21 protein-coding genes are annotated in these 25892 nt (G+C 71.9%); 9 read left to right on the plus strand and 12 right to left on the minus strand.

Going from position 1 to position 25892, the window contains the following annotated elements:
- Positions 1 to 155 precede the first annotated feature (155 nt).
- The 7 genes from O7618_RS10970 to O7618_RS11000 form a co-directional block, all read right to left on the minus strand.
- Entirely contained in the window at positions 156 to 4442 is a 4287-nt protein-coding gene (locus O7618_RS10970; protein ID WP_278105940.1) for a discoidin domain-containing protein, read from the minus strand.
- Between the two features lie 97 nt (positions 4443 to 4539).
- The gene (locus O7618_RS10975; protein ID WP_278105941.1) at positions 4540 to 7410 is read right to left on the minus strand and encodes a discoidin domain-containing protein; all 2871 of its coding nucleotides are present in this window, start codon (positions 7408 to 7410) and stop codon (positions 4540 to 4542) included.
- 163 nt (positions 7411 to 7573) lie between these two features.
- Positions 7574 to 9199 (minus strand): glycoside hydrolase family 13 protein, encoded by a 1626-nt coding sequence (locus O7618_RS10980; protein ID WP_278109967.1) that lies wholly within the window; start codon positions 9197 to 9199, stop codon positions 7574 to 7576.
- A gap of 58 nt (positions 9200 to 9257) precedes the next feature.
- Complete coding sequence (locus O7618_RS10985; RefSeq protein WP_278105942.1) at positions 9258 to 10145, minus strand: carbohydrate ABC transporter permease; 888 nt, start codon at positions 10143 to 10145, stop codon at positions 9258 to 9260.
- A gap of 3 nt (positions 10146 to 10148) precedes the next feature.
- A complete protein-coding gene (locus O7618_RS10990) occupies positions 10149 to 11108 on the minus strand; it encodes a sugar ABC transporter permease (protein WP_278105943.1) in 960 nt (319 codons plus the stop codon).
- A 57-nt stretch (positions 11109 to 11165) separates the two neighbouring features.
- Positions 11166 to 12542: a sugar ABC transporter substrate-binding protein gene (locus tag O7618_RS10995; protein ID WP_278105945.1), complete on the minus strand. Its 1377-nt coding sequence runs from the start codon at positions 12540 to 12542 to the stop codon at positions 11166 to 11168.
- Positions 12543 to 12764: 222 nt separating this feature from the next.
- Positions 12765 to 13769 carry a LacI family DNA-binding transcriptional regulator gene (locus O7618_RS11000; RefSeq protein ID WP_278105946.1) on the minus strand — a complete coding sequence of 335 codons (1005 nt, stop codon included), beginning with the start codon at positions 13767 to 13769 and terminating at the stop codon, positions 12765 to 12767.
- Positions 13770 to 13943: 174 nt separating this feature from the next.
- Here O7618_RS11000 and O7618_RS11005 point away from each other — a divergent pair, with 174 nt between their 5' ends.
- Together O7618_RS11005 and O7618_RS11010 are read left to right on the plus strand one after the other, a co-directional pair.
- Complete coding sequence (locus O7618_RS11005) at positions 13944 to 15971, plus strand: glycosyl hydrolase family 28-related protein (RefSeq protein ID WP_278105947.1); 2028 nt, start codon at positions 13944 to 13946, stop codon at positions 15969 to 15971.
- A 293-nt stretch (positions 15972 to 16264) separates the two neighbouring features.
- Positions 16265 to 16750, plus strand: a complete 486-nt coding sequence (locus O7618_RS11010; protein ID WP_278105948.1) for a hypothetical protein — start codon at positions 16265 to 16267, stop codon at positions 16748 to 16750.
- Positions 16751 to 17067: 317 nt separating this feature from the next.
- Here O7618_RS11010 and O7618_RS11015 read toward each other — a convergent pair whose 3' ends face one another.
- The 4 genes from O7618_RS11015 to O7618_RS11030 form a co-directional block, all read right to left on the minus strand.
- Entirely contained in the window at positions 17068 to 17877 is an 810-nt protein-coding gene (locus O7618_RS11015; protein ID WP_278105949.1) for a SigB/SigF/SigG family RNA polymerase sigma factor, read from the minus strand.
- Positions 17878 to 18028: 151 nt separating this feature from the next.
- Positions 18029 to 18589 (minus strand): GerMN domain-containing protein, encoded by a 561-nt coding sequence (locus O7618_RS11020; protein WP_278105950.1) that lies wholly within the window; start codon positions 18587 to 18589, stop codon positions 18029 to 18031.
- Positions 18586 to 19935, minus strand: coding sequence for a HAMP domain-containing sensor histidine kinase (locus tag O7618_RS11025; RefSeq protein ID WP_278105951.1), 1350 nt, complete (start codon positions 19933 to 19935; stop codon positions 18586 to 18588). Before O7618_RS11025 ends, O7618_RS11020 begins: the two co-directional genes overlap by 4 nt.
- Positions 19932 to 20606, minus strand: coding sequence for a response regulator transcription factor (locus O7618_RS11030; RefSeq protein WP_278105952.1), 675 nt, complete (start codon positions 20604 to 20606; stop codon positions 19932 to 19934). The genes O7618_RS11025 and O7618_RS11030 overlap by 4 nt, the downstream gene beginning before the upstream one ends.
- 150 nt (positions 20607 to 20756) lie before the next feature.
- Between O7618_RS11030 and O7618_RS11035 the strand changes: the two genes are divergently transcribed.
- From O7618_RS11035 to O7618_RS11055, 5 genes are all read left to right on the plus strand, one after another.
- Entirely contained in the window at positions 20757 to 21128 is a 372-nt protein-coding gene (locus O7618_RS11035; protein ID WP_278105953.1) for an STAS domain-containing protein, read from the plus strand.
- 9 nt (positions 21129 to 21137) lie between these two features.
- A complete protein-coding gene (locus O7618_RS11040) occupies positions 21138 to 21452 on the plus strand; it encodes a hypothetical protein (RefSeq protein WP_278105954.1) in 315 nt (104 codons plus the stop codon).
- Positions 21449 to 21985 (plus strand): STAS domain-containing protein, encoded by a 537-nt coding sequence (locus O7618_RS11045; protein WP_278105955.1) that lies wholly within the window; start codon positions 21449 to 21451, stop codon positions 21983 to 21985. Before O7618_RS11040 ends, O7618_RS11045 begins: the two co-directional genes overlap by 4 nt.
- A 23-nt stretch (positions 21986 to 22008) precedes the next feature.
- On the plus strand, positions 22009 to 22296 hold the full coding sequence (locus O7618_RS11050; RefSeq protein ID WP_278105956.1) for a BON domain-containing protein: 288 nt from the start codon (positions 22009 to 22011) through the stop codon (positions 22294 to 22296).
- A gap of 142 nt (positions 22297 to 22438) precedes the next feature.
- A complete protein-coding gene (locus O7618_RS11055) occupies positions 22439 to 23869 on the plus strand; it encodes a cellulase family glycosylhydrolase (RefSeq protein ID WP_278109968.1) in 1431 nt (476 codons plus the stop codon).
- Between the two features lie 57 nt (positions 23870 to 23926).
- On the opposite strand, the gene O7618_RS11060 is transcribed toward O7618_RS11055, so the two are convergent.
- Positions 23927 to 24829 carry a diiron oxygenase gene (locus O7618_RS11060; protein ID WP_278105957.1) on the minus strand — a complete coding sequence of 301 codons (903 nt, stop codon included), beginning with the start codon at positions 24827 to 24829 and terminating at the stop codon, positions 23927 to 23929.
- 47 nt (positions 24830 to 24876) lie between these two features.
- On the opposite strand from O7618_RS11060, the gene O7618_RS11065 reads away from it, so the two are divergent.
- Together O7618_RS11065 and O7618_RS11070 are read left to right on the plus strand one after the other, a co-directional pair.
- Positions 24877 to 25584, plus strand: coding sequence for a TetR/AcrR family transcriptional regulator (locus O7618_RS11065; RefSeq protein ID WP_278105958.1), 708 nt, complete (start codon positions 24877 to 24879; stop codon positions 25582 to 25584).
- Positions 25581 to 25838 (plus strand): DUF4873 domain-containing protein, encoded by a 258-nt coding sequence (locus O7618_RS11070; protein WP_278105959.1) that lies wholly within the window; start codon positions 25581 to 25583, stop codon positions 25836 to 25838. The genes O7618_RS11065 and O7618_RS11070 overlap by 4 nt, the downstream gene beginning before the upstream one ends.
- The last annotated feature ends 54 nt before the right edge of the window (positions 25839 to 25892 follow it).

A 25892-nucleotide genomic window follows, 5' to 3' on the forward strand; every position in this document is an offset into this window, starting at 1 on the left:
GCAGGACCGACGGTCATTCGGCGTCGATGAGAGACCAGTCTCGGGCGAGTTCGATGCGCCGCAGGTCGGCGATGCTGGCCGGTGGAAAGTCCGGCCAGGGTGTGAGAAGGGGCCCCTTCTCTACCGGAGGCGTTAAGAAGGGGCCCCGCCTTACCTCAGTTGCGGGTGATGGTGAATGTGCTCGTGGTGTTGCGGATGTCCTGGGCGTTGTCGCTCAGGCGCAGGTTGGTGAACGTGGCCGAGCCGACCGCCGGCCCCTGCCCCGCCTCGGGCATCTCGTTGACCCAGATGCCGATGCCGGACTTCGCGTCGAACGCGTCGCCGCTGCGCCGCGCCCCCGAGATGGAGACGTTGGTGAGCACCGTGTCGGTGATCGGGTTCTCCGGCTGGCTGCCGGTGTACTTGGTCTGGAACATGATCCCGGAGTAGGTCGGGTCGACGATGTCCACGTCGTTGACCCGGATGCCGCGGAACTCCTTGGACGCGGAGAACAGCCACATCGCCGGGAACGTCTGCGCGCCCCAGAAGTGCCCGCCGGAACGGATCAGCGAGATGTTCTCGAACCGGGTGGGCGGGCTCGCGCCGAACCCGACGAACGGGTAGCCGAAGTCCAGCGAGCTGATGGTGATGCCCGAGTACGTCAACTGGTCGGCGATGTAGAGGTTGCGGAAGATGTTGTCGTAGCCGCCGTACACGGCCAGGCCGGCGGCCCGCCAGGTCAGCGTGGCGGTCAGGTTCTCGAACACGTTGCCGTGGTTGCCGCCGGAGCCACCCTGGTCGGTGGCGGAGAACAACGCGAACGCGTCGTCGCCGTTGGACCGGCCCTCCGTGTTGGTGACCAGCGCGTTGGTGCTGCCGTTGGTCATGTTCACCCCGTCGGCGAAGGTGTTGCGGAACCGGCTGTCCCGAATGGTCAGCCCGTCCACGCTCACCCCCCAGTAGGCGCAGACGGTGTGCTCCACCCAGACGCTGTCCAGCGTCAGGTCGTCCACGTCCTTCAGCTCACCCCACACCTTGCCCGGGCCGTCGATCCGGTTGGTGTAGTTGCCGAAGAACGCCAGGTGGGCGAAGGTCGACCCGCTGGCCGATGACTCCACCCGGAAACCGGCGTCGGTGTTCTGCTGGTTCGTCGGCGTCTGGAAGCGGGTGTACCACATGCCGGCGCCGACCACCTTCACCGCCTTGCCGTACACCTGGAGCTTCTGCGCGGTCTCGTAGGTGCCGGCGGGCAGGTAGACGCCGACCAGGGTGTTGGTGGTGTCCATCCGCACGGCGTCCAGCGCGTTCTGCACATCCTGGTGGCTGAACCCGGTCGGCACCTTGTAGCGGGCCGGATCCGGGTTGGCTCGCGGCGACACCAGTTCGGTGTTGACGAAGTCGATCGCATAGGTGGTGCTGTTCGCCGGGTCCTTCTGGAGCCGGATCCGGCTGCCCGCCGGGACGGTGGCGTTGAGCAGCACGTTCGCCTCGTCGTAGAGGTGCCGGGGCGCGCCCGCGCTGGGCGAGTCGCTGGGGGCGGCCTCGGCGCCGTAGAGCCAGATGTGCTTCGAGGTGAGGCTGATCGGCTTGTGCAGCACCCCGTTGACGTAGACGTTGAGCGTCGAGTCGATCCCGCCGCCGCCCGGCGCGTCCGGGATGGAGAAGCGGGTGACCAGGGCGTTCGCGGCCGACTTGGTGGTCCACTCGACGTACGCGCCGGTGGTGTTGAGGGTGACCGCCCGCCGCCCGGACGCCTCGCCGGCCAGGTCGCCGATGGTGCGGTTCGGGCCGATGACCTGCGCGCCGCCGCCGACCGAGCCGTCCTCCGCCTCGTACGCGTCGTAACCCAGGTTGGCCCCGCGACCGACGAACAGCGGCCGGTCGCTGGTGTTGTTCTGCCGCTTCACCGGCAGCTCGTTGGCGTCGTCGGCGAGCACCACCCGCACGGTGTAGCGGCCGTTGGCGGCGGTCCAGGTGCCGAGCGACACCGGGCCGGCGGTGGCCCCGGCGGCGATCGTGCCGGAGTACGCCCCGGTCAGCGTGCGGACGACGGAACCGGAGTCGTTGAGCACGGTGAGCGTGATGCCGTGCGCGCCGCTCGCCGAGGCGATAGTGCCCTGGTTGCGCAGCGTGACCGCGAAGCTGACCGTGGCGCCGGCGGCCGGAGTGCCGGGCGACCAGGTCACCGCGGAGGCCACCAGGTCGGAGCTGGCCACCGGGCTGACCGTCAACGCGGTCGGGTTGGTGTAGGAGTTGTTCGCCTCGTTCTGCTCGGTCACCGTGTTCGACTCGTCGACCTTCGCGGTGAGCTGGTAGCTGCCGGCGTTCCGCGCACCGATGCTCGCCGAGACGGTGCTCGACGCGCCGGCCGCGAGCGCGCCGACGGCGGCGGTGCCGACCTTGGTCGTACCCAGGTAGAGGTTGACGTCGGTGGCGGCGGACGCGGCGGTGCCGGCGTTGCGCACGGTGGCGGACAGCGTGATCGCGTCGGTCTCGACCGGCGCGGTGGGCGAGGCGGTCAGGGCGGTGACGGTGAGGTCCGGGTTGGGCGCCGGGACGCCGATCACCTGGAGTTCGGCGACCTGGCCGTTGGACGAGCCGGAGTTCGCGGTGAACTGCAACCGGACGTCCGCGGCGGTCGCCGAGACCGGGACGGTCACCGTGTTGCCGGTGTTCGGGTTGAAGGAGTACGTCGCGGAGCCGACCAGGCTGGTGAACCCGGACGCGGACTGCTCCCGTCCGAGCACCTGGAACGTCTGGGTGCGCGCGCCCCAGGACGGGTCCGGGTTGAGCTTGACCACGACCGCGCTGATGCTGGCGTTGGCGCCCAGCGCGACGGTGAGCGTGCTCGGGTACGCGCCGGGCGCGCCCTCCCAGTAGGTGGCGACGTCGTTGTCGACCGCGTTGGCCGCGTTGAACACGTGCACCACGGACGAGGCGGTGGCCGGCTTGCCGACCGCCAGGTTGGTGCCGCCGGTGGTGGTGCCGGTGCGGGTCACGGTGTTGCTGTTGGCCGACACGTTGCCGGCCGCGTCGCGGGCCCGCACCTGGTAGGAGACGGTGGCGCTGTCCGGCTGGCTGTCGGTGTACGTCAGCGTGGAGCCGCCGACCGTGGTGCGCAGCGACCCGTTGGCCCAGACCTCGTAGCCGGTGACGCCGACGTTGTCGGTGGCCGCCGTCCAGGTCAGCTTGATCTGCCCACTCGCCGGCTGGGTGTAGGCGAGGTTACCGGGCGCGGTGGGGGCGGTGGTGTCGCCGGTGTTGCCGGTGCGGGTGACGGTGTTGCTGTTCGCCGACACGTTCCCGGCGGCGTCGCGGGCCCGGACGTAGTAGGACACGGTGCTCCCGGCCGGCTGGGTGTCGGTCCAGGTGAGCGTGGTGCCGCCGACGCTGGTGCGCAGCACGCCGTTGGCGTACACGTCGTAGCCGGTGACGCCGACGTTGTCGCTCGACGCGGTCCAGGTGAGCCGGACCTGGTCGGTGGCCGGCTCGGTGAACGCCAGGTTGCCCGGCGCGCTCGGCGCCTGGGTGTCCCCGGTCGCCGCGCCGTAGATCTCCAGCTCGGAGAGCTGGCCGGCGGGCCAGGCGCTGTTCGCGGTGAACAGCAGCCGCAGGTAGCGGGTGGAGGCGGTGGGCACGGTGACCGTGACCGTGTTGCCGCCGGCCGGGTCGAACGCGTACGACGCGGACGCGACGAGCGTGCTGAACGTGGAGCCGTTGGTGCTGCCCTGCACGGTCAGCGTCTGGGTGCGCGCGCCCCAGCCGGTGGGCAGCCGCAGCACCAGTCGGTTGACGCTGGCGGCGGCGCCCAGGTCGGCCTGGATCCACTGCGGGAACGCGTTGTTCGGGCTCTCCCAGTAGGTGGCGGCGTTGCCGTCGTTGGCGTTGCCGGCGGCGTACACGTCGGAGTGGCCGCTCTCGGTCATGGTCTTGCCGGTTGCCAGGTTCGTCGACGAGCTGGCGGTGCCGTAGACCTCCAGCTCGGCGAGCTGGGCGGCGGCCCAGCCGGTGTTCGCGGTGATCACGACGCGCAGGTAACGGGCGGTGGCGGCGGCAAAGCCGAGCGTCACCGTGTTGCCGGCGGCCGGGCTGAACGAGCGGGCGGCGGAGGCGACGACCGTGGTGAAACCGCTGCCGTCGGCGCTGGCCTGCACGGACAGCGTCTGGTTGCGGGCCTCCCAGGGGGCGGGCAGCTTGAGCACCACCTGGTCGACGGCGCGGCTGGTGCCGAGGTCCACCTGGGCCCACTGGGGCAACGCGCCGCTGCTCTCCCAGTAGCTGCTCTGGCTGCCGTCGGTCAGGTTGGCGGCGGCGTAGGGGCCGTTGACGCTGCTGGCGGTGGCGGTGCGGCCGGCGGCGAGGTTCGGGCCGCCGGCGGCCAGGGCCGGTGGGGCGGGCGCCGCGGTGACGGCCAGGCCGACCGCGGCGAGCACCGCGACCATTCTGGTACGGAATCTGGACATGGTGGACGGACACCTTCTTCCGGGGGAGGTGGAGAGGCGTTGACGGGGGTGGGGGATGTGGTGCGGCGGGGACCCGGGCGGGTCCCCGCCGCGCGGGTCAGGAGGCGTAGACCTCGAACTCGGAGAGCTGGCCGGCCGGCCAGCCGGTGTTGCCGGTGAAGGTCAGCCGCACGTAGCGGCGGTCGCCGGCGGGTAGCGCCACCGACACGCTGTTGCCGGACGCCGGGTCGAACGCGTAGCCGGCCGCCGACTTGAGCGTGGTGAACGATGAGCCGTCGGTGGAGCCGAGCACGGTCACCGTCTGAGTGCGGGTCTGCCAGGCCGCCGACGGTGGCAGCTTGAGCACCACCCGCGCGACCCGGCGGGCGCTGCCCAGGTCGACGGTGACCGACTGCGGGAACGCATTGTTGGCGCTCTCCCAGTAGGTGGTCGCGTTGCCGTCGACGGTGTTGCCGGCGCCGTAGACGTCGGCGTGACTGGTCTCCGCGACCGGGCGGCCGGCGGCGAGGTTGCCGGTCGGCGGCGCGGTGGTCGGCGGCGGGGTGGTGGTGGGCGGTGGGGTGGTGGTGCCGTCGCCGTACACTTCCAGCTCACTGAGCTGGGCCGCCGGCCAGCCGGTGTTGCCGGTGACGGTGACCCGGACGTATCGGCGGGCGCCCGACGGCAGCGCGATCGACACGCTGTTGCCGGACCCGGGGTCGAACACCCGGCCCGCCGAGGCGGCGAGCGTCGAGAACGACGAGCCGTCGGTGGAGCCGAGTACGGAGAGCGTCTCGGTCCGGCGTTCCCAGCCGGCCGGAAGCTTCAGCACCACCCGGTCGACGGTGCGGGACGCGCCGAGGTCGACGGTCAGCGACTGCGGGAACGCGTTGTTGGCGCTCTCCCAGTAGCTGGCCGCGTTGCCGTCGACCGCGTTGCCGGCCGCGTACACCTGGTTGACGCTGGTGGCGGTCGCCGGCCGACCCAGGGCCAGGTTCCCGCCGGCCGGCGGCGGGGTGGTCGGGGGCGGCGTGGTCGGCGGCGTGGTGGTCGGCGGGGTCGAGGTCGGCGGCGTGCTGGTGGGCGGCGGGCTGGACGGGCCGTTGCCCCACTGCGGCTGCGGCCACGGACCGCAGTACGGGGTGGCCGTGTACCAGCCGGAGTTGCCGGCGCCCTGGGTGATCTGGAAGCCGCTGCCCACGCAGTTGTGCATCGGGTTGGCCTGGGCGATGTTGGTGGCCCGCACGTTCGTGAAGCTGACCTGGCTGGGCGCCTGCACCTGGAGCGCGTAGGTGCCGGCGCCGTCGATGCGGACGTTGCTGAACGAGATGCCGCTGGTCTGCCCCTCGATCCAGTGCAGCGCCGCGTAGGAGCTGTCCAGGATGTCGGTGTCGGTGACCCTGATGCTCGCGCCCTGGATCGGCTCGTTGAGCGCGGAGAACCAGATCGCCCCCACCCCGAAGTTCCAGTTGTAGTCGGAGTTGCCGTTACGGATCAACGTGTTGCGGGCGACCGTGATCGTGCCGGCCACCGCGGTCGGCCCGTTGACGCCGGGATAGCGGTTCGCCACATGGATGCCGCCGCCGTTGGTCACCGAGTCGGCGGTCACGTTGTCGGCGATGGTGATGTCGCGCCCGCCGTACGTGACCAGGTGGTTCGCCAGGATCGTCACGCCGATGGTGTTGTGGGTGAACGAGTTGCCGACGTTCGGCACGCTCTGCGCCCACATGGCCAGCGCGTCGTCGCCGGTGTTGCGGACGAACGTGTTGGTCACCGTGGAGTTGGTGACCCCCCAGTGGAAGTTCACCCCGTCGGCGGTCTGGTCCAGGATGCGGCTGTTGCGGATGGTGAAGTTGTCCATCGGGCCGTCCATCCAGGCGCCGACCTTGGTGTGCTGCAACCACAGGTTGTCCACCACCGAGGCGGTCATCGCGCCGCCGAGCGCGTTCACCTGGTCCTCGTCCACCCGCTCGCGGATGTCGCCGATGATGGCGAAGTCCCGCAGCGTCACGTTGCGGCTGGGCCCGCCGGCCTCGTGCGAGCGGATCCCGCCGGAGTAGCCGCCGCCCGGCACGTACTTGCCGTAGATGCCGGCGGCCCGCTTGCGGTCGGTGGGGTGCCGGCCGCCGAGCACCGAATACCACGGCCCGGCGCCGCGCAGCGTCACCCCGTCGACCACCACGTGGTCCCAGAGCGTGAACGTGCCGGACGGGATCCACACGGTCTTCCCCTGCGCCTTGCCGGCGTCCACCGCGGCCTGGAACCTCGCGGTGGAGTCGGTGGCGCCGGTCGGGTCCGCGCCGAAGTCGGTGACCACGTCCAGGACTCCGGACGGCTTGGCGATCGGCGCGCCGACCAGTTCGAAGTCGGCCAGGTCGATGGTGAACGTGGGCGACTGCGCGGTCGAGGAGACCTGGAGGCGGATCTTCGTGCCGGCCGGGTAGGTGGTGCCGAACATGGCCCGGGTCTCGTCGTAGAAGTGGTGCGGGTTGGTGTCGCCCGGGTTGTTGTTGAACGGGTAACCGCCGTAGTACCAGCCGTACCGGGAGGTGACCGGAACGGCCTTGACCAGCGTGCCGTTCGCGCGCAGGTCGATGCTGGCGTCCCGGCCCGTGCCGGCGGCGCTGTCCGGCAGGCTGTAGCGGAACGTGACGGCGTTCGCCGGGGCGGCGAGCGTGAACTCGACGTACTCCCCGACCGCGTCGAGGGTGACCGCCTCCCGGCCGGACGCCTCGGACGGCAGCGTGCCGTAGCGCCGGTCGGGGCCGATCTTCGTGCCGGTGTGCGCGACCTGCTCCGCCTCCTGCTCACGGAACGGCACGGTGGCGCCGCGGCCGGCGATGTCGAACGGGGACAGGCCGGCGGCGTGCGCCGGGGTGGCGGTGGAGGTCAACGCCACGACGGTCAGTGTCGAGGCGGCGAGCGCGGCGGCGGCCAGGGCCGCCAGCCCGGTACTGCGGTGGCGATGCGCGGTGCGGTGCTCGGCCATGCGGGGTGTGCTCCCTTTCGTCGGTGGCCAGGTCCCCCGTTGCGGCGGTGCTCCTTGCTCCTTCCTCTCCTCCCCAGGTGCGGCGCGGTGGCGGCCGGGACGGGCCGCCGGTGTCGGTGCGGCGACGCCGGCGGCGGGACGGGGCCGCCGGCGTCGCCGCGGTTCAGACCGATCGGGTACGCAGCCAGACCGCGGTGTCCGGTGGCAGTCGGTCGTCGTCGAGCGGCCCGCTGGTCAGCAGCAGTCCCTCGTGCGCGGGCAGCGGCACGGCCTCGTCGCCGAGGTTGACCAGGCAGGTGAAACCGGGCTCGCGGGCGAACGCGAGCACCCGTTGCGGCGCGGGCAGCCAGGTCAGCGCGCCGTCACCGAGCGCGGGCTCGGCCCGGCGCAGCGCCAGCGCCGCCCGGTACAGCTCCAGCATCGAGTGCGGATCGCCGGTCTGGGCGCCGGCCGTGCGGTCCTTCCAGTCCGCCGGCTGCGGCAGCCACGGCGCGGCGGACGCGCCCTCGGGGCTGAACCCGAACGGCGGGTCGTCGCCCTGCCAGGGCAGCGGCACCCGGCACCCGTCGCGACCCGGGTCGACCCGCCCGGAGCGTTCCCACATGGGGTCCTGCCGCAGCTCGTACGGGATGTCCTCGACCTCCCAGAGCCCCAGTTCCTCGCCCTGGTAGACGTAGGCGGCGCCGGGCAGTGCCAGGGAGAGCAGCGCGGCGGCCCGGGCCCGGCGGGTGCCCAGCTCCAGGTCGGTGGGGATGCCCTCGCGCTTGGCGGCGAAGCTGAACGTGGTGTCCGCCCGGCCGTAGCGGGTGACGTGCCGGGTGACGTCGTGGTTGGACAGCACCCAGGTGGCCGGCGCGCCGACCGGGGCGTGCGCGGCCAGCGTGCCGTCGATGCTCTCCCGCAGCGCGGTGGCGTCCCAGGCGCAGCCGAGGAAGTCGAAGTTGAACGCGGCGTGCAACTCGTCCGGGCGCAGGTAGTGGGCGAACCGCTGCCGGTCCGGCAGCCACACCTCGCCGACCAGCGCCCGCTCGCCGGGGTAGCTGTCGGCGATCCGCCGCCAGGCGCGGTAGAGGTCGTGCACGCCGTCCTGGTCGCGGAACGGGTGCGGCCGGTCCGGGTGGACCTCGGGCAGCGTGCCGTCCTTGACCAGCAGGCCGGCCGAGTCGATGCGGATGCCGTCCACGCCCCGGTCGAACCAGAACCGCAGGATGTCCTCGAACTCGGCGCGGACCCGGGGGTGGTCCCAGTTGAAGTCGGGCTGCTGCGGGGCGAACAGGTGCAGGTACCAGTCGCCCGGGGTGCCGTCCGGGTCGGTGGTGCGGGTCCAGGTGGGCCCGCCGAACTCGCCGGTCCAGTCGGTGGGCGGGAGGTCGCCGCCGGGGCCGCGCCCGGCGCGGAACCAGAACAGCTCCCGTTCGGGCGCGTCCGGCCCGCCGGCCAGCGCCGCTTGGAACCACGGGTGCGCGTCCGAGCAGTGGTTGGGCACCACGTCGACGATGGTCCGGATGCCCAGCGCGTGCGCCTCGGTGATCAGCGCCTCCACCTCGGCGAGTGTGCCGAAGACCGGGTCGATGTCGCGGTAGTCGGACACGTCGTAGCCGGCGTCGGCCATCGGCGACGGGTACCAGGGGCTGTACCAGATCGCGCCGACGCCGAGCGCGGCGAGGTGGTCCAGGCGGGACCGGATGCCGGCGACGTCGCCGATCCCGTCGCCGTTGCCGTCGGCGAAGCTGCGCGGGTAGACCTGGTAGATCACCGCTGAGCGCCACCACGGGCTGCTGTCGACGATGGACACGGGCACCTGCTTTCTGCGGGTCGGTTCTGATGCGGCGGGCGGCGGCGCCCGGTCAACCCTTGAGGCCGCCGGTGGTCAGGCCGGACATGATGTTCCGTTGGAAGATCAGGAACAGCACGACGGTGGGGATCGCGGCGATGACCGAGGCGGCGATCACCACGTTCATCGGGGTGCCGCCGGCGAAGGCGTAGATGCCGACGCTGACCGTCCGCGTCTCCGGTGACGGCATGACCAGCTTCGGCCAGAGGAAGTCCTTCCAGACCGCGGTCACCGCGAAGATGGCGACCACGCCCAGGATCGGGCGGGACATCGGCAGCACGATCGACCAGAGCGTGCGCAGCGGCGAGGCGCCGTCCATCACCGCCGCCGACATCAGGTCCTCCGGGATCGAGTCGAAGAACCGCTTGAGCAGGAAGATGTTGAACGCGTTGGCGACCAGCGGCAGCCAGATCGCGAACGGCGAGTCGAGCAGGTTGACGTGCACGATCGGCAGGTCGATAACGGTCACGTACTGCGGGACGATCAGCACCATGGCCGGGATCATCAGCGTCGCCAGCATCATGCCGAGGATCAGCCCGCCCAGCACCGGGCGCAGCTTCGACAGCGCGTACGCGGCGGCGGTGTCGAACACCAACTGGAACAGCACCGCGCCGGTGGCGTAGTAGAACGTGTTGAACAGCAGCTTGGCCAGGGCGAGGTTGTTCCAGGCGTCGACGTAGTTCTGCGGCTGCGGGTCGCGCGGGAACAACGACGGCGGAGTCTGCGCGATCTCCTGGCCGCTCTTGAGCGCGCCGGTGACCATCCAGTAGAGCGGGCCGAGGAAGACCAGCGTGAACGCCACCACGACGACGGCGAGCACGGTCCAGTAGAGGATCCGGCCGCGACCGCGCCGCAGTTGCGCCGGTGAGATGAGGGTACGGGTGGTGGAGTCGGCGGCCATGTCCTAGTCCTGCCTCGCGGTCAGTCGCACGTAGACGGCGGAGAACCCGGCCAGCACCACCAGCATGATCACGCCGAGCGCGGCGGCGCCGTTGAGGTCGTTCTGGAAGAAGCCGTGCTGGTAGATCAGGTAGGCCACCGAGGTCGCCGAGTCCTGCGTGCCGGCGCCGTTGGCGAGGATCAGCGGCTCGATGAAAAGCTGCATGGTGGCCACGATCTGGAGCATCGCCAGCAGCGCCAGGATCAGCCGGGTCTGCGGGATCGTCACGTTGACGATCCGCCGCCACACGCCCGCGCCGTCGATCTCGGCGGCCTCGTACAGCTCGCCGGGGATGTTCTGCAACGCGGCGAGATAGATCAGCACGGCGCCGCCCATGTTCATCCAGGTCGACGCCAGCACCATGGCCGGCATCGTCATGGTCGGTGACTGCATCCACTCCGACGTGGGCAGTCCGAGCGCGGTGAGCACCGCGTTGAACAGTCCCGCCTCGCTCGGGTCGTACGCGTAGAACTTGAACAGGAACAGCGCGGACGCCGGCGGCAGCATCACCGGCAGGTAGACCAGCACCCGCAGGTAACCCTTGGCGTGGCGCAGCTCGTTGAGCAGGATCGCCACGAAGAACGGCACGGCGTAGCCGAGCACGAGCGCCAGCCCGGTGAAGACGAACGTGTTCTTCCAGGCGGTCCAGAAGCTCGGATCGGCCATGATCCGGAGGTAGTTGTCCCAGCCGACCCAGGTGGTCTCGCCGCGCCGGGTGCGCTGGAAGCTCATCACCACGCCGCGGACCATCGGATACCAGGAGAAGACGGCGAAGCATGCGACCGCGCCGATCAGGAACGTGTGCCCGGTGAGGTTGTCCCGTACCTTCCGGCCGAGCCCGGCCCGACGCGCGGCGACCTGCCGCGTCGGCGGTGCGGGACGGCCGGGCCGGCGGGTGGCACCCGGGGCGGTGGTGAGCGCCAAGGCGACTCCTGCGGTAGGGGGTGGGGGCCGGTCGGGGCCGGCCCCCACCCGGTCGGGTCAGCTTCCGGCGGCCAGGAGCTGGTTGACCTTGTCCTCGGCGGTCTTGAGCAGGCTGTCGATGTTCGCGTTCGGGTTGGTCAACACCCCGGACATCGCGGCGTCGAGCACCGCGTAGATGGCCTGGGCGTTGCGCGGCTCACCCTTGATCGGCACCGGGTTTGCCTCGAAGACCGCGAAGTTCGTGGTGTCCACGTTGGCGTTGGCCTTGCGCAGGTCCAGTTCCTGCTTCTGCGCGTCGCTGCCGTTGGTGAACAGCAGCGGCTGGGGCAGGCCCACCGGGTAGTTCTGCGGCTTGGCCCGGGCGTAGTCGAACTGGCCCTTGCCCGGGGTGAGCTTCTGGTAGGCGATCCACTTCAGACCGGCCTTCACCTGCTCGGGCGACAGGCCCTTCTTGAAGAAGTAGCCCTCGCCGCCGCCGAGCGTCGCCTTCGCCGGCCCGTCCTGGCCGGGCAGCGGGCCCATCGCCCAGTCCTGGTACTTGCCCTGGAACTGCGTGACGATCGCCTGGGTGGCGTCGGGTGCGCCGATGAACATGCCGACCTTGCCGGCGCCGGCGTTGGTCAGCAGGTCCCCCCACTGCAGGAGCTGGCGGCTGCCCATGCTGTTGTCGCCGTAGCGCATGTCCTTGAGGTTCTGCAGGACCTGCTTGCCCGTCGGGTTGTTGAAGTCGGCCTTCTTGCCGTCGGCGCTGAGCACCTGGCCGCCCTGCGAGTAGAGCAGCGAGGTGAAGTGCCAGCCGCCGGTGTTGCCGGCGCTGTACTCGGAGTAGCCGGCGACACCGCCGCCGAGCGCGGAGATCTTCTTGGCCGCCGCGCGCACCTCGGCCCACGTCTTCGGCGGGTTCGCCGCGTCGAGCCCGGCGCGCTGGAACAGCGCCTTGTTGTAGACCAGGCCCATCGAGTAGTTCTTCACCGGCACGCCGTAGAGCTTGCCGCCGTCGGTGAAGACCTCCTTGAGCGCGGGGTCGACGCTGTCCCAGGTGGGGATGGTGTCCTTGCCGACGTGGTCGGTGATGTCCATCGCCTGACCGGAGTCCAGCACCTGCTGAAGGTCGGTCATGTAGCCGTAGAAGACGTCGGTGACGGTGCCGCCGGCGAGGCGGGCGGTGAAGTCCGGCGGGTTGTTGCACTGCTCGCCGACGCTGACGCTCTTGACCACGATGGTCGGGTTCTGCCGCTGGAACTCGGCGACATCGTCGTTCCAGTTCTTCAGCAGCTCCTTCTGCGCGCCGACCGGCTGGCAGTCGACCGTGATGGTGACCTTGCCGCCGGCGTCGGCGGAGTCGTCGCTCTTGGTGGAACACGCCGCGAGGCTGAGCCCGAGGCCGGCCGCGAGCGCCGCCGCCGCGACCTTCCGGTACTGCGGTACGGACATCTGTCCATCCCTTCGGGAACGGGTTATCGAGGACCTTCACTGATCTGCGGAGACCGCTGGTGAGTGGAGTCAATGTAGCGATGCCGACTCTTTACGGCAAGGTTTCAACCTGATGACGAAAGAACACGACTTTGCAACGGCTGATCGCGACGGCGGCCTCCCCCGGGCACAAAGAAGGGCCGCCGACGCGGAAGCGGTCGGCGGCCCGGTGGGGCGGGAGGGTCAGGCGGCGCGGGGAGCGGGGGCGGTGGAGCCGCGTACCACCAGCTCGGGCTCGAAGAGCAGCTCGTCGTGGAGCACGCCGGCCCCCTCGATCTGGGTGACCAGCAGGTCGACCGCGGCCTGGCCCATCGTCTCGATCGGCTGCCGCACGGTGGTCAGCGGCGGGTCGGTGCAGGTCATGAACGCGGAGTCGTCGAAGCCCACCACCGACACGTCGGCCGGCACCGCGCGGCCGAGCCGGCGGGCGGCCCGGATGGTGCCCAGCGCCAGCACGTCACTGGCGCAGACGATGCCCGTCACGCCGCGCTCGATCAGTTTGGTGGCGGCGACCCGGGCGCCCTCCATCGAGAAGCTGGAGCGCTCGACGTAGCTGCGGTCCTCGCCCCAACCGGCGGCCCGGACCATGGCGTGCAGCTTGCGCCGCGACGGCACGTGGTCCTCCGGGCCGAGCACCATGCCGATCGTCTCGTGCCCGAGCGAGCGCAGGTGCCCGTACGCCTGCTCGACGGCGACCGCGTCGTCGGTGGACACCCGGGGGAAGCCCAACTCCTCGACGCCGGCGTTGACCAGCACGACCGGCAGGCCCCGGTCGATCAGGCGGCGGTAGTGCTCGTGCGACGCGTCGGCCAGCGCGTACGAGCCGCCGGCGAAGATGACGCCGCTGACCTGGTGGTCGAGCAGCATCTCCACGTAGCCGGACTCGGGCACGCCGCCGATGGTGCGGGCGCAGAGCGCCGGGGTGAAACCCCGTTGGGCGAGGGAGCCGGTGACCACCTCGGCCAGCGCCGGGAAGATCGGGTTCTGCAGCTCCGGCAGGACCAGGCCGACCAGCCGGGCGCGCTCCCCGCGCAGCTTCGTCGGGCGCTCGTAGCCGAGCACGTCGAGCGCCGTCAGCACCGCCGTGCGGGTCGCCTCGGACACCCCGCCCCGGCCGTTGAGCACCCGGCTCACTGTCGCTTCGCTGACGCCCGCCTTGCGGGCCACCTCGGTCAAGCGTTTCGTCACGGCGGCAATCGTACGTCAGATTCTTGCAAGAAATGAACAGCGGATCGGTCCGGATCTGGTCAGCCCGGCGCGCCGGATACTCGAAAGATCTGGGCATATTGATGCTTGAATGACGACAGAGTTCAGGAATAACATGGCCGCCACCGTCCAATCCCCGAGAAAGTGGGTGCTCCGATGCAGCGGAGCGTTCCCGGCCCGGCGGGCCGTCCGTCCGTACCGAAACTCCTCGCCGCCGTGGCCACGGCCGCCGCCCTGATCGTCCCGCCGGGTGCCGCCACGGCGTCGCCCGCACCGGCCGGCCCGGCCGTGGTGACGACGCGGGCCGCGCTCGACCCGGCGCTGGTCGCCGGTCGCGGCGCCCGGGTCGACTACCTGGAGCAGGAGGCCGAGCACGCCCGGACCACCGGCACGGTCATCGGCCCCGACCGCTCCGCCTACACCTTGGCCGGCGAGGCGTCCGGCCGTCGTGCCGTGCGCCTGCTCCCCGGGCAGTACGTCGAGTTCACGCTGCCCCGCGCCACCAACGCGCTGACCGTGCGCTACAGCATTCCGGACGCGCCGGGCGGCGGCGGCATCACCGCGCCGCTGCGGGTGGCGGTCGGCCGGGCGCCCGCGCGCACCATGACGCTCACCTCGCAGTACGCCTGGCTCTACAACCAGTACCCGTTCACCAACGACCCCGACGCCGACCTCCTGCACCCGGACTGGTGGATCACCGAGTGCTCCTGCGTGCCGGCGGCCACCACGCCGACGCCGGCGATCGGCAAGCCGTTCCGGCCGCACCACTTCTACGACGAACAGCGGATGCTGCTCGGCCGGACCCACCGGGCCGGCGAGGTCGTCCGGCTGACCGCGCCCACCGGCACGGCCGCCGCCTGGACGGTGATCGACCTGCTGGACACGCATCTGGTCGCGCCACCTGAGACGGTTCCCCGCGCGGTCAACGTGCTGGCCTTCGGCGCCGACCCGACCGGTCGGAAGGAGTCCGCCGACGCGTTCGACCGGGCCGTGGCCCACGCCCGGCGGGCACACCGCCCGCTCTACCTGCCGCCGGGCACCTACCAGGTCAACCGGCACATCGTCGTGGACGACGTGACCATCGCCGGCGCCGGCAGTTGGTACACCGTGGTGAAGGGACGCGAGGTCGCCCTGGACACCCCCGCCCCCGACGGCTCCCGGCACACCGGGGTCGGCTTCTACGGCCGCGACGTCGCCGACGGCGGCAGCCGCGACGTGCACCTCTCCGGCTTCGCGATCGAGGGCGACGTCCGTGAGCGGATCGACACCGACCAGGTCAACGGCGTCGGCGGCGCGCTCAGCCACAGCACGATCGACGGTCTCTACCTGCACCACACGAAGGTCGGCATGTGGTTCGACGGCCCGATGACTGGGCTGCGCGTCACCAACACCGTGATCGCCGACCAGATCGCCGACGGGCTCAACTTCCACACCGGCGTCACGCACTCCTCGGTCACCGACACGGTGGTCCGCAACAGCGGCGACGACGCGCTGGCCATGTGGTCGGAGGGCACCGCGAACGCGTCCAACACGTTCGCGTACAACACGGTGCAGTCACCGGTGCTGGCCAACGGCATCGCGCTCTACGGCGGCGCCGACCTGACCGTCGCGCACAACCTGATCGCCGATCCGGTCCGCGAGGGCAGCGCCATCCACCTGGGCGCCCGCTTCGGCGCGGAACCGTTCGACGGCCGGATCCGGGTCACCGGCAACACCACGGTCCGGGCCGGCACCTACGACCTGAACTGGAACATCGGCCTCGGCGCGATCTGGTTCTATGCCCTGGACCGCAGCATCGACGCCGACGTCCAGGTGGTCGGTGACGCCTACCTGGACAGCACCTACAACGCGATCATGCTGGTCAGCGACTGGCCGGTGAAGGACAGCGTCCGCATCGACGGCGTCGCCTTCCGCGACGTCCGGGTGGACGGGACCGGCACGTCCGTGGTCAGCGCGCGGGCCGCCGGCGGCGCGAGCTTCGCCGACGTCGACGCGCGCAACGTGGGCGCGGTCGGGGTGAACAACTGCGGCTCGTTCCACTTCACCCCGGCCGGTTCGGAGTTCCGGCTGACCGACCTCGGTGGCAACGACGGCGGCTGGCTGGCCCCGTGGCTGCTGCCCAACACCATCACCTGCGACGACCGGCCGCCGGTGGTGCCGCCTCCCCCGCCGTCCGCCTGGTGACCTGGGGCGCGACCGGGCGTCCGGTCGCGCCTCCGGACTCGCGCGACTCCCCCTCGGGGAGGTGGCCGATCGGCATCGATCCCCCACCTCCCCGGGGCCGCGGCCCCCGTCAGGCCGATGATCCGTCTCCGGGTGGGTCCGTCCCCGCACCGTCTCCGCCGCCGACCGCCCGTTCGGCGCTGGTCCCTGTCGACGCGGTGTGCGTGTCGACGTCGAGGCAGGCGTCGAAGACGGGCTCCGGGTCGGCCCGGACGGCCGTGGTCAGCCCGATGCGCGGCAGACTACCACCGTAGATGTCCGCTGTCACCGACCTGTCCACCCTGGCCCTGCTGGGGCATCCTCATCGCATGGCCGCACCTCACCGCCGCTACGAGCCGATCATGTCGCCGCTTCCCGATCCGGCGAGATGGCGCATGTGGATGAGCGCGCTGGTCGGCGCACTCTTGCTGCTCTTCGCGCTGCTCACCGTCGGGCAGGCGCTGTATCTCAAGACCAACGGGGTGACCGCCCAGGCGACGGTCATCGACGCGGGCGGCGGTCGAGCTGCCTTCGTGCGCGTACGGCTCTCGTCGGGCCGCGAGGCGGATCTGTGGGCTTGGGCCGGGTCACCGAGGATCGGTCAGACGATGAGCGTCGTGTACCTGAAGGACCGGAACTGGGCCAAGGACGCAGGCGTGTTCGCGCCGACTTGGCGCCTGTGGCTGGGCTTTGGGATGGCCCCCTGGTTCCTCGGAAAGGCCCTGTTCGACCGTACCCGGTCCCGAGCCGGGCGGGCATGACCCGGTGCCGGAACTCGCCGCCCCCGGCATCACCGGCCAGTAGCAACGCGCCGTTGCCGCGGCATGGGCTGCCTGACCCAGCCGTCGCCGGTTACCCGCGCCCACGTCGTCGGCGGTTGGTCGCCGACGTTTCCGCTGTCCGTGCCTCGTGACGCCCGCGGGCCGAGGAGCGGTATCTCCCGGCAGAGGAGCCGGCCCATGGGTGGAACACCGCGACCGCCACCGGCGGTGCCGGTGGCGGTCGCGGTGCGAGCAGCGGTGTTAAAAGGGGGCCCCGCCTATACCGCAGGCGTTAAGTAGGGGCCCTTCCTTACCTCTCAGGCCTCGGTGAGCTGGCCGCGCAGCTTGGTGAGCGCGCGGGCGAGCAGCCGCGACACGTGCATCTGGGAGACACCGACCCGGGTCGCGATCTCGCTCTGGGTCAGGTTGCCGTAGAAGCGGAGCGTGAGGATCTTCTGCTCGCGCTCGTCGAGCGTCGCCAGCGCCGGGCCCAGCGAGGCGCGCAGGTCGGCCAGCTCGTACTCGTTGTCCTCGGTGCCGAGGGTGTCGCCCAGCTCGGTGGCGCTGTCGCCGTCGCCGATCGGGGTCGAGAGCGAGACCGCGTTGTAGGCGCGGGCACCCTCCAGGCCCTCCAGCACCTCTTCCTCGGTGACGCCGAGGTGGGCGGCGATGTCGGCGACGGTCGGGGCCCGGTTGAGCGTCTGGGTCAGCGAGCTGTTCGCCTCGGAGATGCGCAGCCGCAGCTCCTGGAGGCGGCGCGGAACCCGGATGTTCCAGGTGCGGTCGCGGAAGTGGCGCTTGATCTCACCGAGGATGGTCGGGATCGCGAAGCCGGCGAAGTCGACGCCGCGCGAGGCGTCGAACCGGTCCACCGCCTTGATCAGGCCCAGCGCCGCCGTCTGCGCGAGGTCACCGGCCGGCTCGCCACGGCCGCTGTAGCGGGCGGCCAGGTGGTTGGCCAGGGGCAGCCACGCCTCGATGACCTGGTTGCGCAGGGCGGCCCGTCGGGGGTGGTCCGCCGGCAGTTCGGCGAGCGCCGCGATCAGCTCGCTGGCGCGGTTCTCCTCACCGGTCTGCGGCGCGCGGTGCACCTCGGTGACGGACGGTGCCGTGGTCATCGTGGTCATGCTGCCCTTCCTGTCCTCGGAGAACGGGGTGGACTCCCACACCGGTCGTGGGAGCAACACTAGACCAAAGGCCACCGGCAAATCAACCGAACGGCCGATGGATGTTTAACCACAAAACCGGACATCTGCCTGCGCGGATCGGAAGTCGCGGTCAACGTGGCATCAGCGGCCGGTAGTCGGCGGCGGTGAGCGGCAGCGCCGAGACGCTCCCGTCCGCGCGCGGCACCTCCAACGGCTGCCCGTCACGCCGGAACGCGACGCTGTCGACGTCCGGGCGCTGGGTGAGGCTGCACACGATCTGGCCGAAGGCGAGCACCTCGTCGTTGCGGCGGGCGTCCTGCCCGGCCTGCCGCACGTCGACGGTGGCGAGGTTGCCGGCCAGCGTCGCGCCGGCCACCACGACGGTGCCCGGCAGCGCGGTGGCCAGTCCGCTGCGACGCTCCGCGCTGTCCGGACCGGCCAGCAGGTGCTGGAGGTGGGCGTCGACCTCGGGCAGGCCGTCGACCCGGCGGTTGACCACCGCCAGCCCCTCGTCCCGCACGAAGCAGAACGGCTCACCCACCCGCCCGTCGGGATCGGCGGTCGAGGTACCCGCCGGCGTCGGGAAGCGGCCGGGTGGCTCCCGCACCAGGCGGGGCTCGTCGTCGACCGGGACGCCGCAGCCGGCCAGCAGGACGATTCCGAGCAGCGCCGGCACCAGACGTCGCCTCATCGGACCGCTCCCGGCAGCTCGACCCGGAACCGTGCGCCCGGATTCCGGTCCCGCACCGCGGCCGTCCCGCCGTGCGCGGCGGCGTGCTGGGCCACCAGGGCGAGCCCCAGGCCGGTCCCGTCGGTGCCGGCCCGGGCGTGCGCCGCCCGACCCCGGACGAAGCGGTCGAAGATGACCTCCCGGTCCGCCGCCGGCACGCCCGGACCGTCGTCGTCGACCTCCAGCACGCCCACTCCGTCCACCGCGTCGAGGCGGACCGCCACCGGCCCGCCGCCGTAGCGCTCGGCGTTCTCCAGCAGGTTCAACAGGACCTGGGCGAGCCGGCGCCGGTCGACCCACCACCGGTGCGGGACCCCGTCGGCGACGGTGACCAGTCCCTCCGGCAGCGACCGCTCGCGGCAGGCCGCCCGCGCCAACTCGGCCACGTCGACCGTCTCGCGGTGCGCGGGCTGCTCGGTGCGGGCGAGCTGGATCAGGTCGTCGACCAGACGCTGGAAGCGGGCCACCTCGTCGGCGACCAGGCCCGCCGCGGTCGCGGTGCGCTCGTCCTGGTGCTCCTTGCGACGGTTCAGCACGCTCGCCGCCGCGGCCAGCGTCTGCAGGGGGGAACGCAGCTCGTGGCTGACGTCGGCGGCGAAGCGCCGGTCCCGGTCGATCCGCCGCACCAGCTTGTCCACCATCTCGTTGAACGAGCTGGACAGCCGGGTGAGGTCCGGGTCGGTGGTCGGATCGAGCCGGGTCGCGAAGTCGCCGGCCGCGATCCGCTCGGCGGCGTCGGCGACGGCGGTGAGCGGCCGCAGGCTGTTGCGGGTGGCGTACCAGCCCAGAGCGGCGCCGGCACCGGCGATCATGATGGCCACCGCGGTCAGCGCCAGCCCGACCACCTGAAACGTGTCCTCCACCTCGCGCAGCGAGGTCAGCTCGTAGTAACCCAGCTCACCGGGGAGCGGCACGCCGACCAGCAGCGTCGACTGCCCGTCGAGACGGATCCGCTGCACGGCGGGCTGCCCCTCGGCGACCACGCGTTGCAACTCCACCGGCACCGAGCCGGCGCCGACGTCGGCGGTGCGGGCGTACCAGCCGGTGCGCCGGTGCAGCAGCGGGAGCCGGGCGCTGCCGGTGTCCAGCGAGCGCAGCACCGCCACCACGTCCGGGGTGCCGGTGTCCAGGCCGGAACGGACCACCGCGGCGTCGTAGTACGCGGCCCGGACCGCGGCCCGCTCCCGCTCGTCGAGCAGCGAGCGGCGGGTCAGGTCGTACGAGAAGAGGGCCATCAGCGCGGCGAGCAGCAGGGCCCCCACGGCGAACGCGGCGGTGACCCTGGCCCGCAGTCCCGGTCGGCTCATCGTTGCAGCTTGTAACCGAGGCCGCGGAGGGTGACCAGGTGGCGGGGATTGGCCGGATCCGGCTCGATCTTCTGCCGCAGCCGCCCCACGTGCACGTCGACCAGCCGCTCGTCGCCGGTCTCGTAGCCCCACACCCGGCTCAGCAACTGCTGGCGCGACAGCACCCGGCCGGCGTGCTCGGCCAGCTCGCAGAGCAGCCGGAACTCGGTGCGGGTCACCGGCACCGGCTGGCCCGCGCGACGTACCTCGCCGGCCTCGGCGCTGATCTCCAGGTCGCCGAAGAACTGGGCGGGCGCGGGGCCGGCGACGGTGCGTGCCCGCCGGCGCAGGGCTCGCAACCGGGCCGACAGCTCCTTGATCGCGACCGGCTTGACCACGTAGTCGTCCGCGCCGGCCTCCAGCGCGGCGACGATGTCGTGGGTGTCGTCGCGGGCGCTGATCACCACGACCGGCACGTCGTCGTCGCGGCGGAGCTGGCGGATACAGTCGAAGCCGTTCATGCCGGGCAGCATCAGGTCGACCAACACGTAGTCGGCCGGGTTCTCCCGCTGCCGGCGCAGCCCCTCCTCGGCGGTCGCCGCCCCGGCGGCGTCGTAGCCCTCCTCCTCCAGGGCGAGCTGCAACGCGAGCCGGATGCGGTCGTCGTCCTCGATCACCAGTACGGCCGTCATATGGGCATCATGACCGGCCGACCACGGGTCGCCCAATCGCGTCGGCCGTTCCCGGTTTTTGTCATCGAACCGTCATCCAACCGTCCGGTGACCTCCACGGTCGCCGCACAGAGTGGGAACGCCCCCGGAACCCGTCACGGAAGCGACCCGATGACCAGCGACCTGCCGCCCTCCCCGCCGAACTCCACGGTCCCGCACGTGCGGGTGGAGATCACCGAGGAGTTGGGCCTGGACGGGCTGCCGGAGGTCGCGCACGTGCTCGACCAGGTCCTCGCGCTACGTCCCCGCGCGGTGACGATCGACCTCGCCGGGTGCCGCCAGCTGGACGCCGCCGCGATCGGGCTGCTGCTGGACGTGCACCGCCGCCTGGGTCGACGTGGCGGGACCCTCACCCTGAGCAACCCGCACCCCCGGATTCGGCGGGTCCTGGCCACCGCCGGGATCGGCACGACAGTGCCCGTCGTCGACTCGCCCCGTCCGGCCGCCCGCGGCCGGGCCCGGGTCACGTCCGCCGGGCGCTGAGGAGGCGTGGTGACCGTCAGCACGCTCGTCGGAGCGCTCGTCGTCGGGCTCGCGATCGGGGCCGTGGGCCGCCTGGTGATCCCGGGCCGCAAGGCCGCCCCGGTGTGGCTGACCCTGGCGCTCGGCGTGGCCGCCGCGCTGCTCGGCGCGATCGTGACCGGGTTGGTCGACCGTCGCCCGGCGGGTTCACCGCTCCTGCCCCTGCTGGTGCAGTCCGGCTTCGCCACGGTGGCGGTCGTCCTGGCGGTGCTCGCCGCCGGGCGCTCGGCGGCCGACCGGCAGGCGCCCCACGACCCGGGCGCGCGGCGGAAGGAGGAGGTGTGACGGTCGTACCGGCGGAACACCTGATGATGCTCATCTGCGACGGTTGCGGTGACAGCGTCACCGGCACCGGCACCACCCTCCCCGACGCCGAGGTGGTGTGGACGCTCGTCTTCGAACACGACTGGGTCGGCTCACCGTTCGCCTCCGGGCCGCACCACTGCCCCCGGTGCAGCGTCCGCGCGGCGGTCGACGACGACGGCCTGGGCATGGACGACCTGGAGCAGGTCGGCGGCCCCCGGACGGCCACGGAGGAGACCTCCGCCGAGGGGGTACGCCGGGCGCTGGCCGACCGGTTGGTCCGGGGCGACCGCGTCCTCGTCGACCTCGCCGGGCTCGAGGTGATCGACTCCGCCGGCCTCGGCCTCCTCGTCCGCGCCCACCAGGAGGCCCGGCGCGACGGCCGGCAGCTCTGCCTGGTGGCGCCGTCGCGGTTCGTGCTCACCGTGCTGCACACCATGCGGCTCGACGGCGTCTTCGGCGTCGTCGAGGACCGCGTCCGCGCGTCGGGTGCCGCGACCTGCGGGCGGTCATGACCGAAGAAGAAGGAGCCTCCGGAGTGATGATGCCCTGGCCGTACCCCGAGTTCCCGTTCACCGGCGGGGCGGAGCCCGACGACGCGGACGTGCGGCTCTCCTCGCTCGTCGCCCAGCGGCTCAGCGCCGACTGGACCACCCGGCGGCAGCAGATCACGGTGACCGTGCAGAACCGGGTGGTGATCCTCGCCGGTCTGGTGGCCGATCCGGAGACCCGCCGGGTCGCCGCCGAACTGGCCTGGGACGTGCCGGGCGTGTTCGACGTGTGCAACGCGGTACGCCTCTACGGCGGTCGCCGAAGCCGGCGCTGAGCTCGCCGACGGCGGTTGCACGTATCGGCATCCGCCTCTACCCTCGGCGTGGGAGCGCTCCACCGAGCGCCACGTCGGACTTTCCGGGCAGGTTGACGACGGGCACCGTCCGATCATCACCCACCAGATGGGACCTTCCCGTATGTTCTCGATCCCCCGGCCGTCCCGGCGGCACCTACTCGTCGGCAGCGCCGTCGGCGCGCTCGCCCTGGCGGCGACGGCCGTCCTGCCGACGACGAACGCGATGGCGGCGACCGGCTGCGCCGTCACCTACACCACCAACTCCTGGCAGGGTGGCTTCACCGCCAACCTGACGATCAAGAACCTCGGCGACCCGGTGAGCAACTGGACGCTCGGCTTCACCTTCCCCGACGGCGGCCAGCGGCTCGTGCAGGGCTGGTCGGCCACCTGGCAGCAGAGCGGCTCCGCGGTCACCGGACGCAGCCTGGACTACAACGGGACGCTCGGCACCGGAGCCAGCACCACCGTCGGCTTCAACGGGTCGTGGACCGGGTCGAACCCGAGCCCGACCTCGTTCACGCTCAACGGCACGGCCTGCACCGGCGGCACCACCACGCCGCCGACGACGCCGGCGCCCACCACTCCCCCGCCCACCACGCCGCCGCCGACCGGCACCACGCCGGTGGCGATCAACGGGCAGCTGCGGGTCTGCGGGGTCAACCTCTGCAACCAGTACGGCCGGCCGATCCAACTGCGGGGCATGAGCACCCACGGGTTGCAGTGGTTCGCCAACTGCTACACCGACACCTCGCTCACCGCGCTGGCCGACGACTGGCGGGCCGACCTGCTGCGCATCTCGATGTACGTGCAGGAGAAGGGCTACGAGACCAACCCGTCCGCCTTCACCGCCCAGGTGAACACGCTCGTCGACAAGGCCGAGGCCCGGGGCATGTACGCGCTGATCGACTTCCACACGCTGACGCCCGGCGACCCGATGTACAACCTGGAGCGGGCCAAGACGTTCTTCGCCACCGTGGCCGCGCGCAACGCCGCCAAGAAGAACGTGATCTACGAGATCACCAACGAGCCCAACGGGGTGAGCTGGTCGACCATCCGCAGCTATGCCGAACAGGTCATCCCGGTGATCCGGGCGGCCGACCCGGACGCCGTGGTCATCGTCGGCACCCGCGGTTGGTCCTCGCTCGGCGTGTCCGAGGGGGGCAACTCCGACGAGATCGTCAACAACCCGGTCCGGGCGGAGAACATCATGTACACGTTCCACTTCTACGCCGCGTCGCACAAGGACAACTACCGCAACGAGGTGCAGCGGGCCGCCTCCCGGCTGCCGCTGTTCGTCACCGAGTTCGGCACGGTGACCTACACCGGTGACGGCGCGGTCGACACCGCCAGCAGCAACGCCTGGCTCGACCTGCTCGACCGGTTGAAGATCAGCTACGCGAACTGGACGTTCTCCGACGCGGCCGAGGGCAGCGCCGCGCTGCGGCCGGGCACCTGCGCGGCGGGCACGTTCACCGGCCCGTCGGTCCTCACCGAGTCCGGCGCGTACATGCGCGACCGGATCCGCACCCCGGACGCCTTCCCCACCTCCTGACCGGGCGGGCCGGCGGCGACCCTCCCCCCTTCGGGTCGCCGCCGGCCCGCCCCCGCCTCAGGGCGCGATCAGGCCGGAGCGCCGCCACAGCGCGCGACCCGGGCCGGCGATCAGCCCGAGGTCGCCCAGGTGCTCGGCGATCCGCTGGGCCGACCAGCGCAGCGTGGCCTGCCAGTGCGGGTTGCTCCGGGCCGCGGCCAGGCCGACCGCCGGCGCGATGCCGACCGCCGCGTACGCCCGCGGGTTCACCAGCCGCCGGCTGATCGAGTGCGCGGCCCGGCCGATCACCAACCGGGCGTAGGCCAGCGCGACCGGGCCGGCCGACTCGACCTGGCGGGCCAGTTCGTCGCGGGCGAAGCGGACGTGCCGGGCCTCCTCCACCACGTGGATGCGCGACACCATGCGGATCAGCGGCTGGACCGACTCGTCGGCCATCGCCTCGCGCTGGAACGAGTCGAGGATCTCCTCGGCGATCAGGATGGACGCGTACATCTGCGGGCCGGTCGCGGTGGCCTTGAGCCAGCGGCCGAGCAGGTGGTCGACCGGGTCGGCCCGGTAGACCGGACACCCCATCGCCTCGATCAGCCGACCGAACATGATGGAGTGCCGGCACTCGTCGGCGACCTCGGTGAGCGCGTACTGGGCGTGCCGGCTGGTCGGGTCGGCGTCGTAGTAGTGCCGGATCAGCATCTGCATCAGGATCGTCTCGAACCACAGCCCGGCGCTGGCCGCGCCGGCCACCTCGTGCTTGGTCAGCTCGATGCGCTGGTCCTCGGTCATCGCCGCCCACAGCGACGTGCCGTAGAGGCTGCTGCGCCGAGGCGGCATCCAGTAGGCGCCCGGAACCGGGGGCGCCGACCAGTCGAGGTCCACGAGCGGGTCGTAGCTGGTCCGCACCGAGGCGGTGAGGAGGCGGTCGGCGACCGCCTCGCGGGGGAATCCGGCCGGCGTCCGCTCCATGACCCCTCCAGTTGACGTAACTTCCGGTAACTGTTACGAGTGGTAGCATGCGACGCACCTCCACCGATGTCAATGGCCCCGAGGACCCGCCCGAGCCGCCGCGCACCGGTCGGCGCGACCGCTGGGCCGGTCACCGCGAGCAACGCCGGCAGGAACTGATCGGCGCCGCCGTGCAGGCGCTGCTGCGGCACGGCCCGGCTGTCGACATGGACCAGGTGGCGGCCACCGCCGGGGTCAGCAAACCGGTGCTCTACCGCTACTTCGCCGACCGGGCGCAGCTCTGGCTGGCGGTCAGCGAAGTGGTCGCGGCGCGCGTGGTGGACGCCATCGCCCCGGCCGTCGCCGAGGTCCGCGAGGAGCGCGCGCTCGTCGAGGCCACCATCGACGCCTACCTGAGCGTGATCGAGTCCGAGCCGTCGCTCTACCGCTTCCTGGTGCACGAGGCCGGTCACCCCGGCATCCAGCAGGTGGTCACCGGCACGAGCCGGCAGGTCGCCACCGGGCTGGCCCGGGTGATCGGCGACCGGCTGCGCGCGCTCGGCCTCGACGCCGGGCCCGCCGAGCCGTGGGCGTACGGGCTGGTCGGGTTCGTGCAGGCGGTCGGCGACTGGTGGACCACGCACGGGCAGCCGATCCGCCGGGAGGCGCTCACCGACTACCTGACCACGCTGCTGTGGAGCGGCATCGAAGGGGTCCGGCGCGGCGCCGACCTGCCGCCGGAGCTGACCCGCGCGCACGAGCGGATCGAGCGGTGAGCTGGCAGGGCCCCGCCGAGGTGGCCGGCACGCCGGTGCGGCTGCACGCGTCCGGCCGATGGGAGCCGGTCGACGGCCGCTACCACTGGGCCGGGCGGATCGAGCCGGAACCCCGGGTGGCGCGGCTGCTGCGCGCCGGCCGGCGCGACGTCGAGGTCCGGATCGGCGACCGGGTCGCCCGCGCCCGGCTCACCGAGGTCGACCCGTGGGGCGGCGTGCGGATCACCGGCACCGGCCCTCCGCCCTGGGTGTGAGGCGGGGGCCCCTTTTAACAGACGTCTGTTAAAAGGGGCCCCCGCCTCACACCT

This window comes from Micromonospora sp. WMMD980 (assembly GCF_029626035.1).
Lineage (GTDB): Bacteria > Actinomycetota > Actinomycetes > Mycobacteriales > Micromonosporaceae > Micromonospora.

Excerpts from the sequence above, each read along its gene's own strand:
- O7618_RS10985 (WP_278105942.1), bottom strand. The coding sequence starts at position 10,145 with ATGGCCGCCGACTCCACCACCCGTACCCTCATCTCACCGGCGCAACTG.
- O7618_RS10970 (WP_278105940.1), bottom strand. The coding sequence starts at position 4,442 with ATGTCCAGATTCCGTACCAGAATGGTCGCGGTGCTCGCCGCGGTCGGC.
- O7618_RS11055 (WP_278109968.1), top strand. The coding sequence starts at position 22,439 with ATGTTCTCGATCCCCCGGCCGTCCCGGCGGCACCTACTCGTCGGCAGC.
- O7618_RS11030 (WP_278105952.1), bottom strand. The coding sequence starts at position 20,606 with ATGACGGCCGTACTGGTGATCGAGGACGACGACCGCATCCGGCTCGCG.
- O7618_RS11060 (WP_278105957.1), bottom strand. The coding sequence starts at position 24,829 with ATGGAGCGGACGCCGGCCGGATTCCCCCGCGAGGCGGTCGCCGACCGC.
- O7618_RS10995 (WP_278105945.1), bottom strand. The coding sequence starts at position 12,542 with ATGTCCGTACCGCAGTACCGGAAGGTCGCGGCGGCGGCGCTCGCGGCC.
- O7618_RS11065 (WP_278105958.1), top strand. The coding sequence starts at position 24,877 with ATGCGACGCACCTCCACCGATGTCAATGGCCCCGAGGACCCGCCCGAG.
- O7618_RS10975 (WP_278105941.1), bottom strand. The coding sequence starts at position 7,410 with ATGGCCGAGCACCGCACCGCGCATCGCCACCGCAGTACCGGGCTGGCG.
- O7618_RS11015 (WP_278105949.1), bottom strand. The coding sequence starts at position 17,877 with ATGACCACGATGACCACGGCACCGTCCGTCACCGAGGTGCACCGCGCG.
- O7618_RS11010 (WP_278105948.1), top strand. The coding sequence starts at position 16,265 with ATGTCCGCTGTCACCGACCTGTCCACCCTGGCCCTGCTGGGGCATCCT.
- O7618_RS11005 (WP_278105947.1), top strand. The coding sequence starts at position 13,944 with ATGCAGCGGAGCGTTCCCGGCCCGGCGGGCCGTCCGTCCGTACCGAAA.
- O7618_RS11025 (WP_278105951.1), bottom strand. The coding sequence starts at position 19,935 with ATGAGCCGACCGGGACTGCGGGCCAGGGTCACCGCCGCGTTCGCCGTG.
- O7618_RS11035 (WP_278105953.1), top strand. The coding sequence starts at position 20,757 with ATGACCAGCGACCTGCCGCCCTCCCCGCCGAACTCCACGGTCCCGCAC.
- O7618_RS11020 (WP_278105950.1), bottom strand. The coding sequence starts at position 18,589 with ATGAGGCGACGTCTGGTGCCGGCGCTGCTCGGAATCGTCCTGCTGGCC.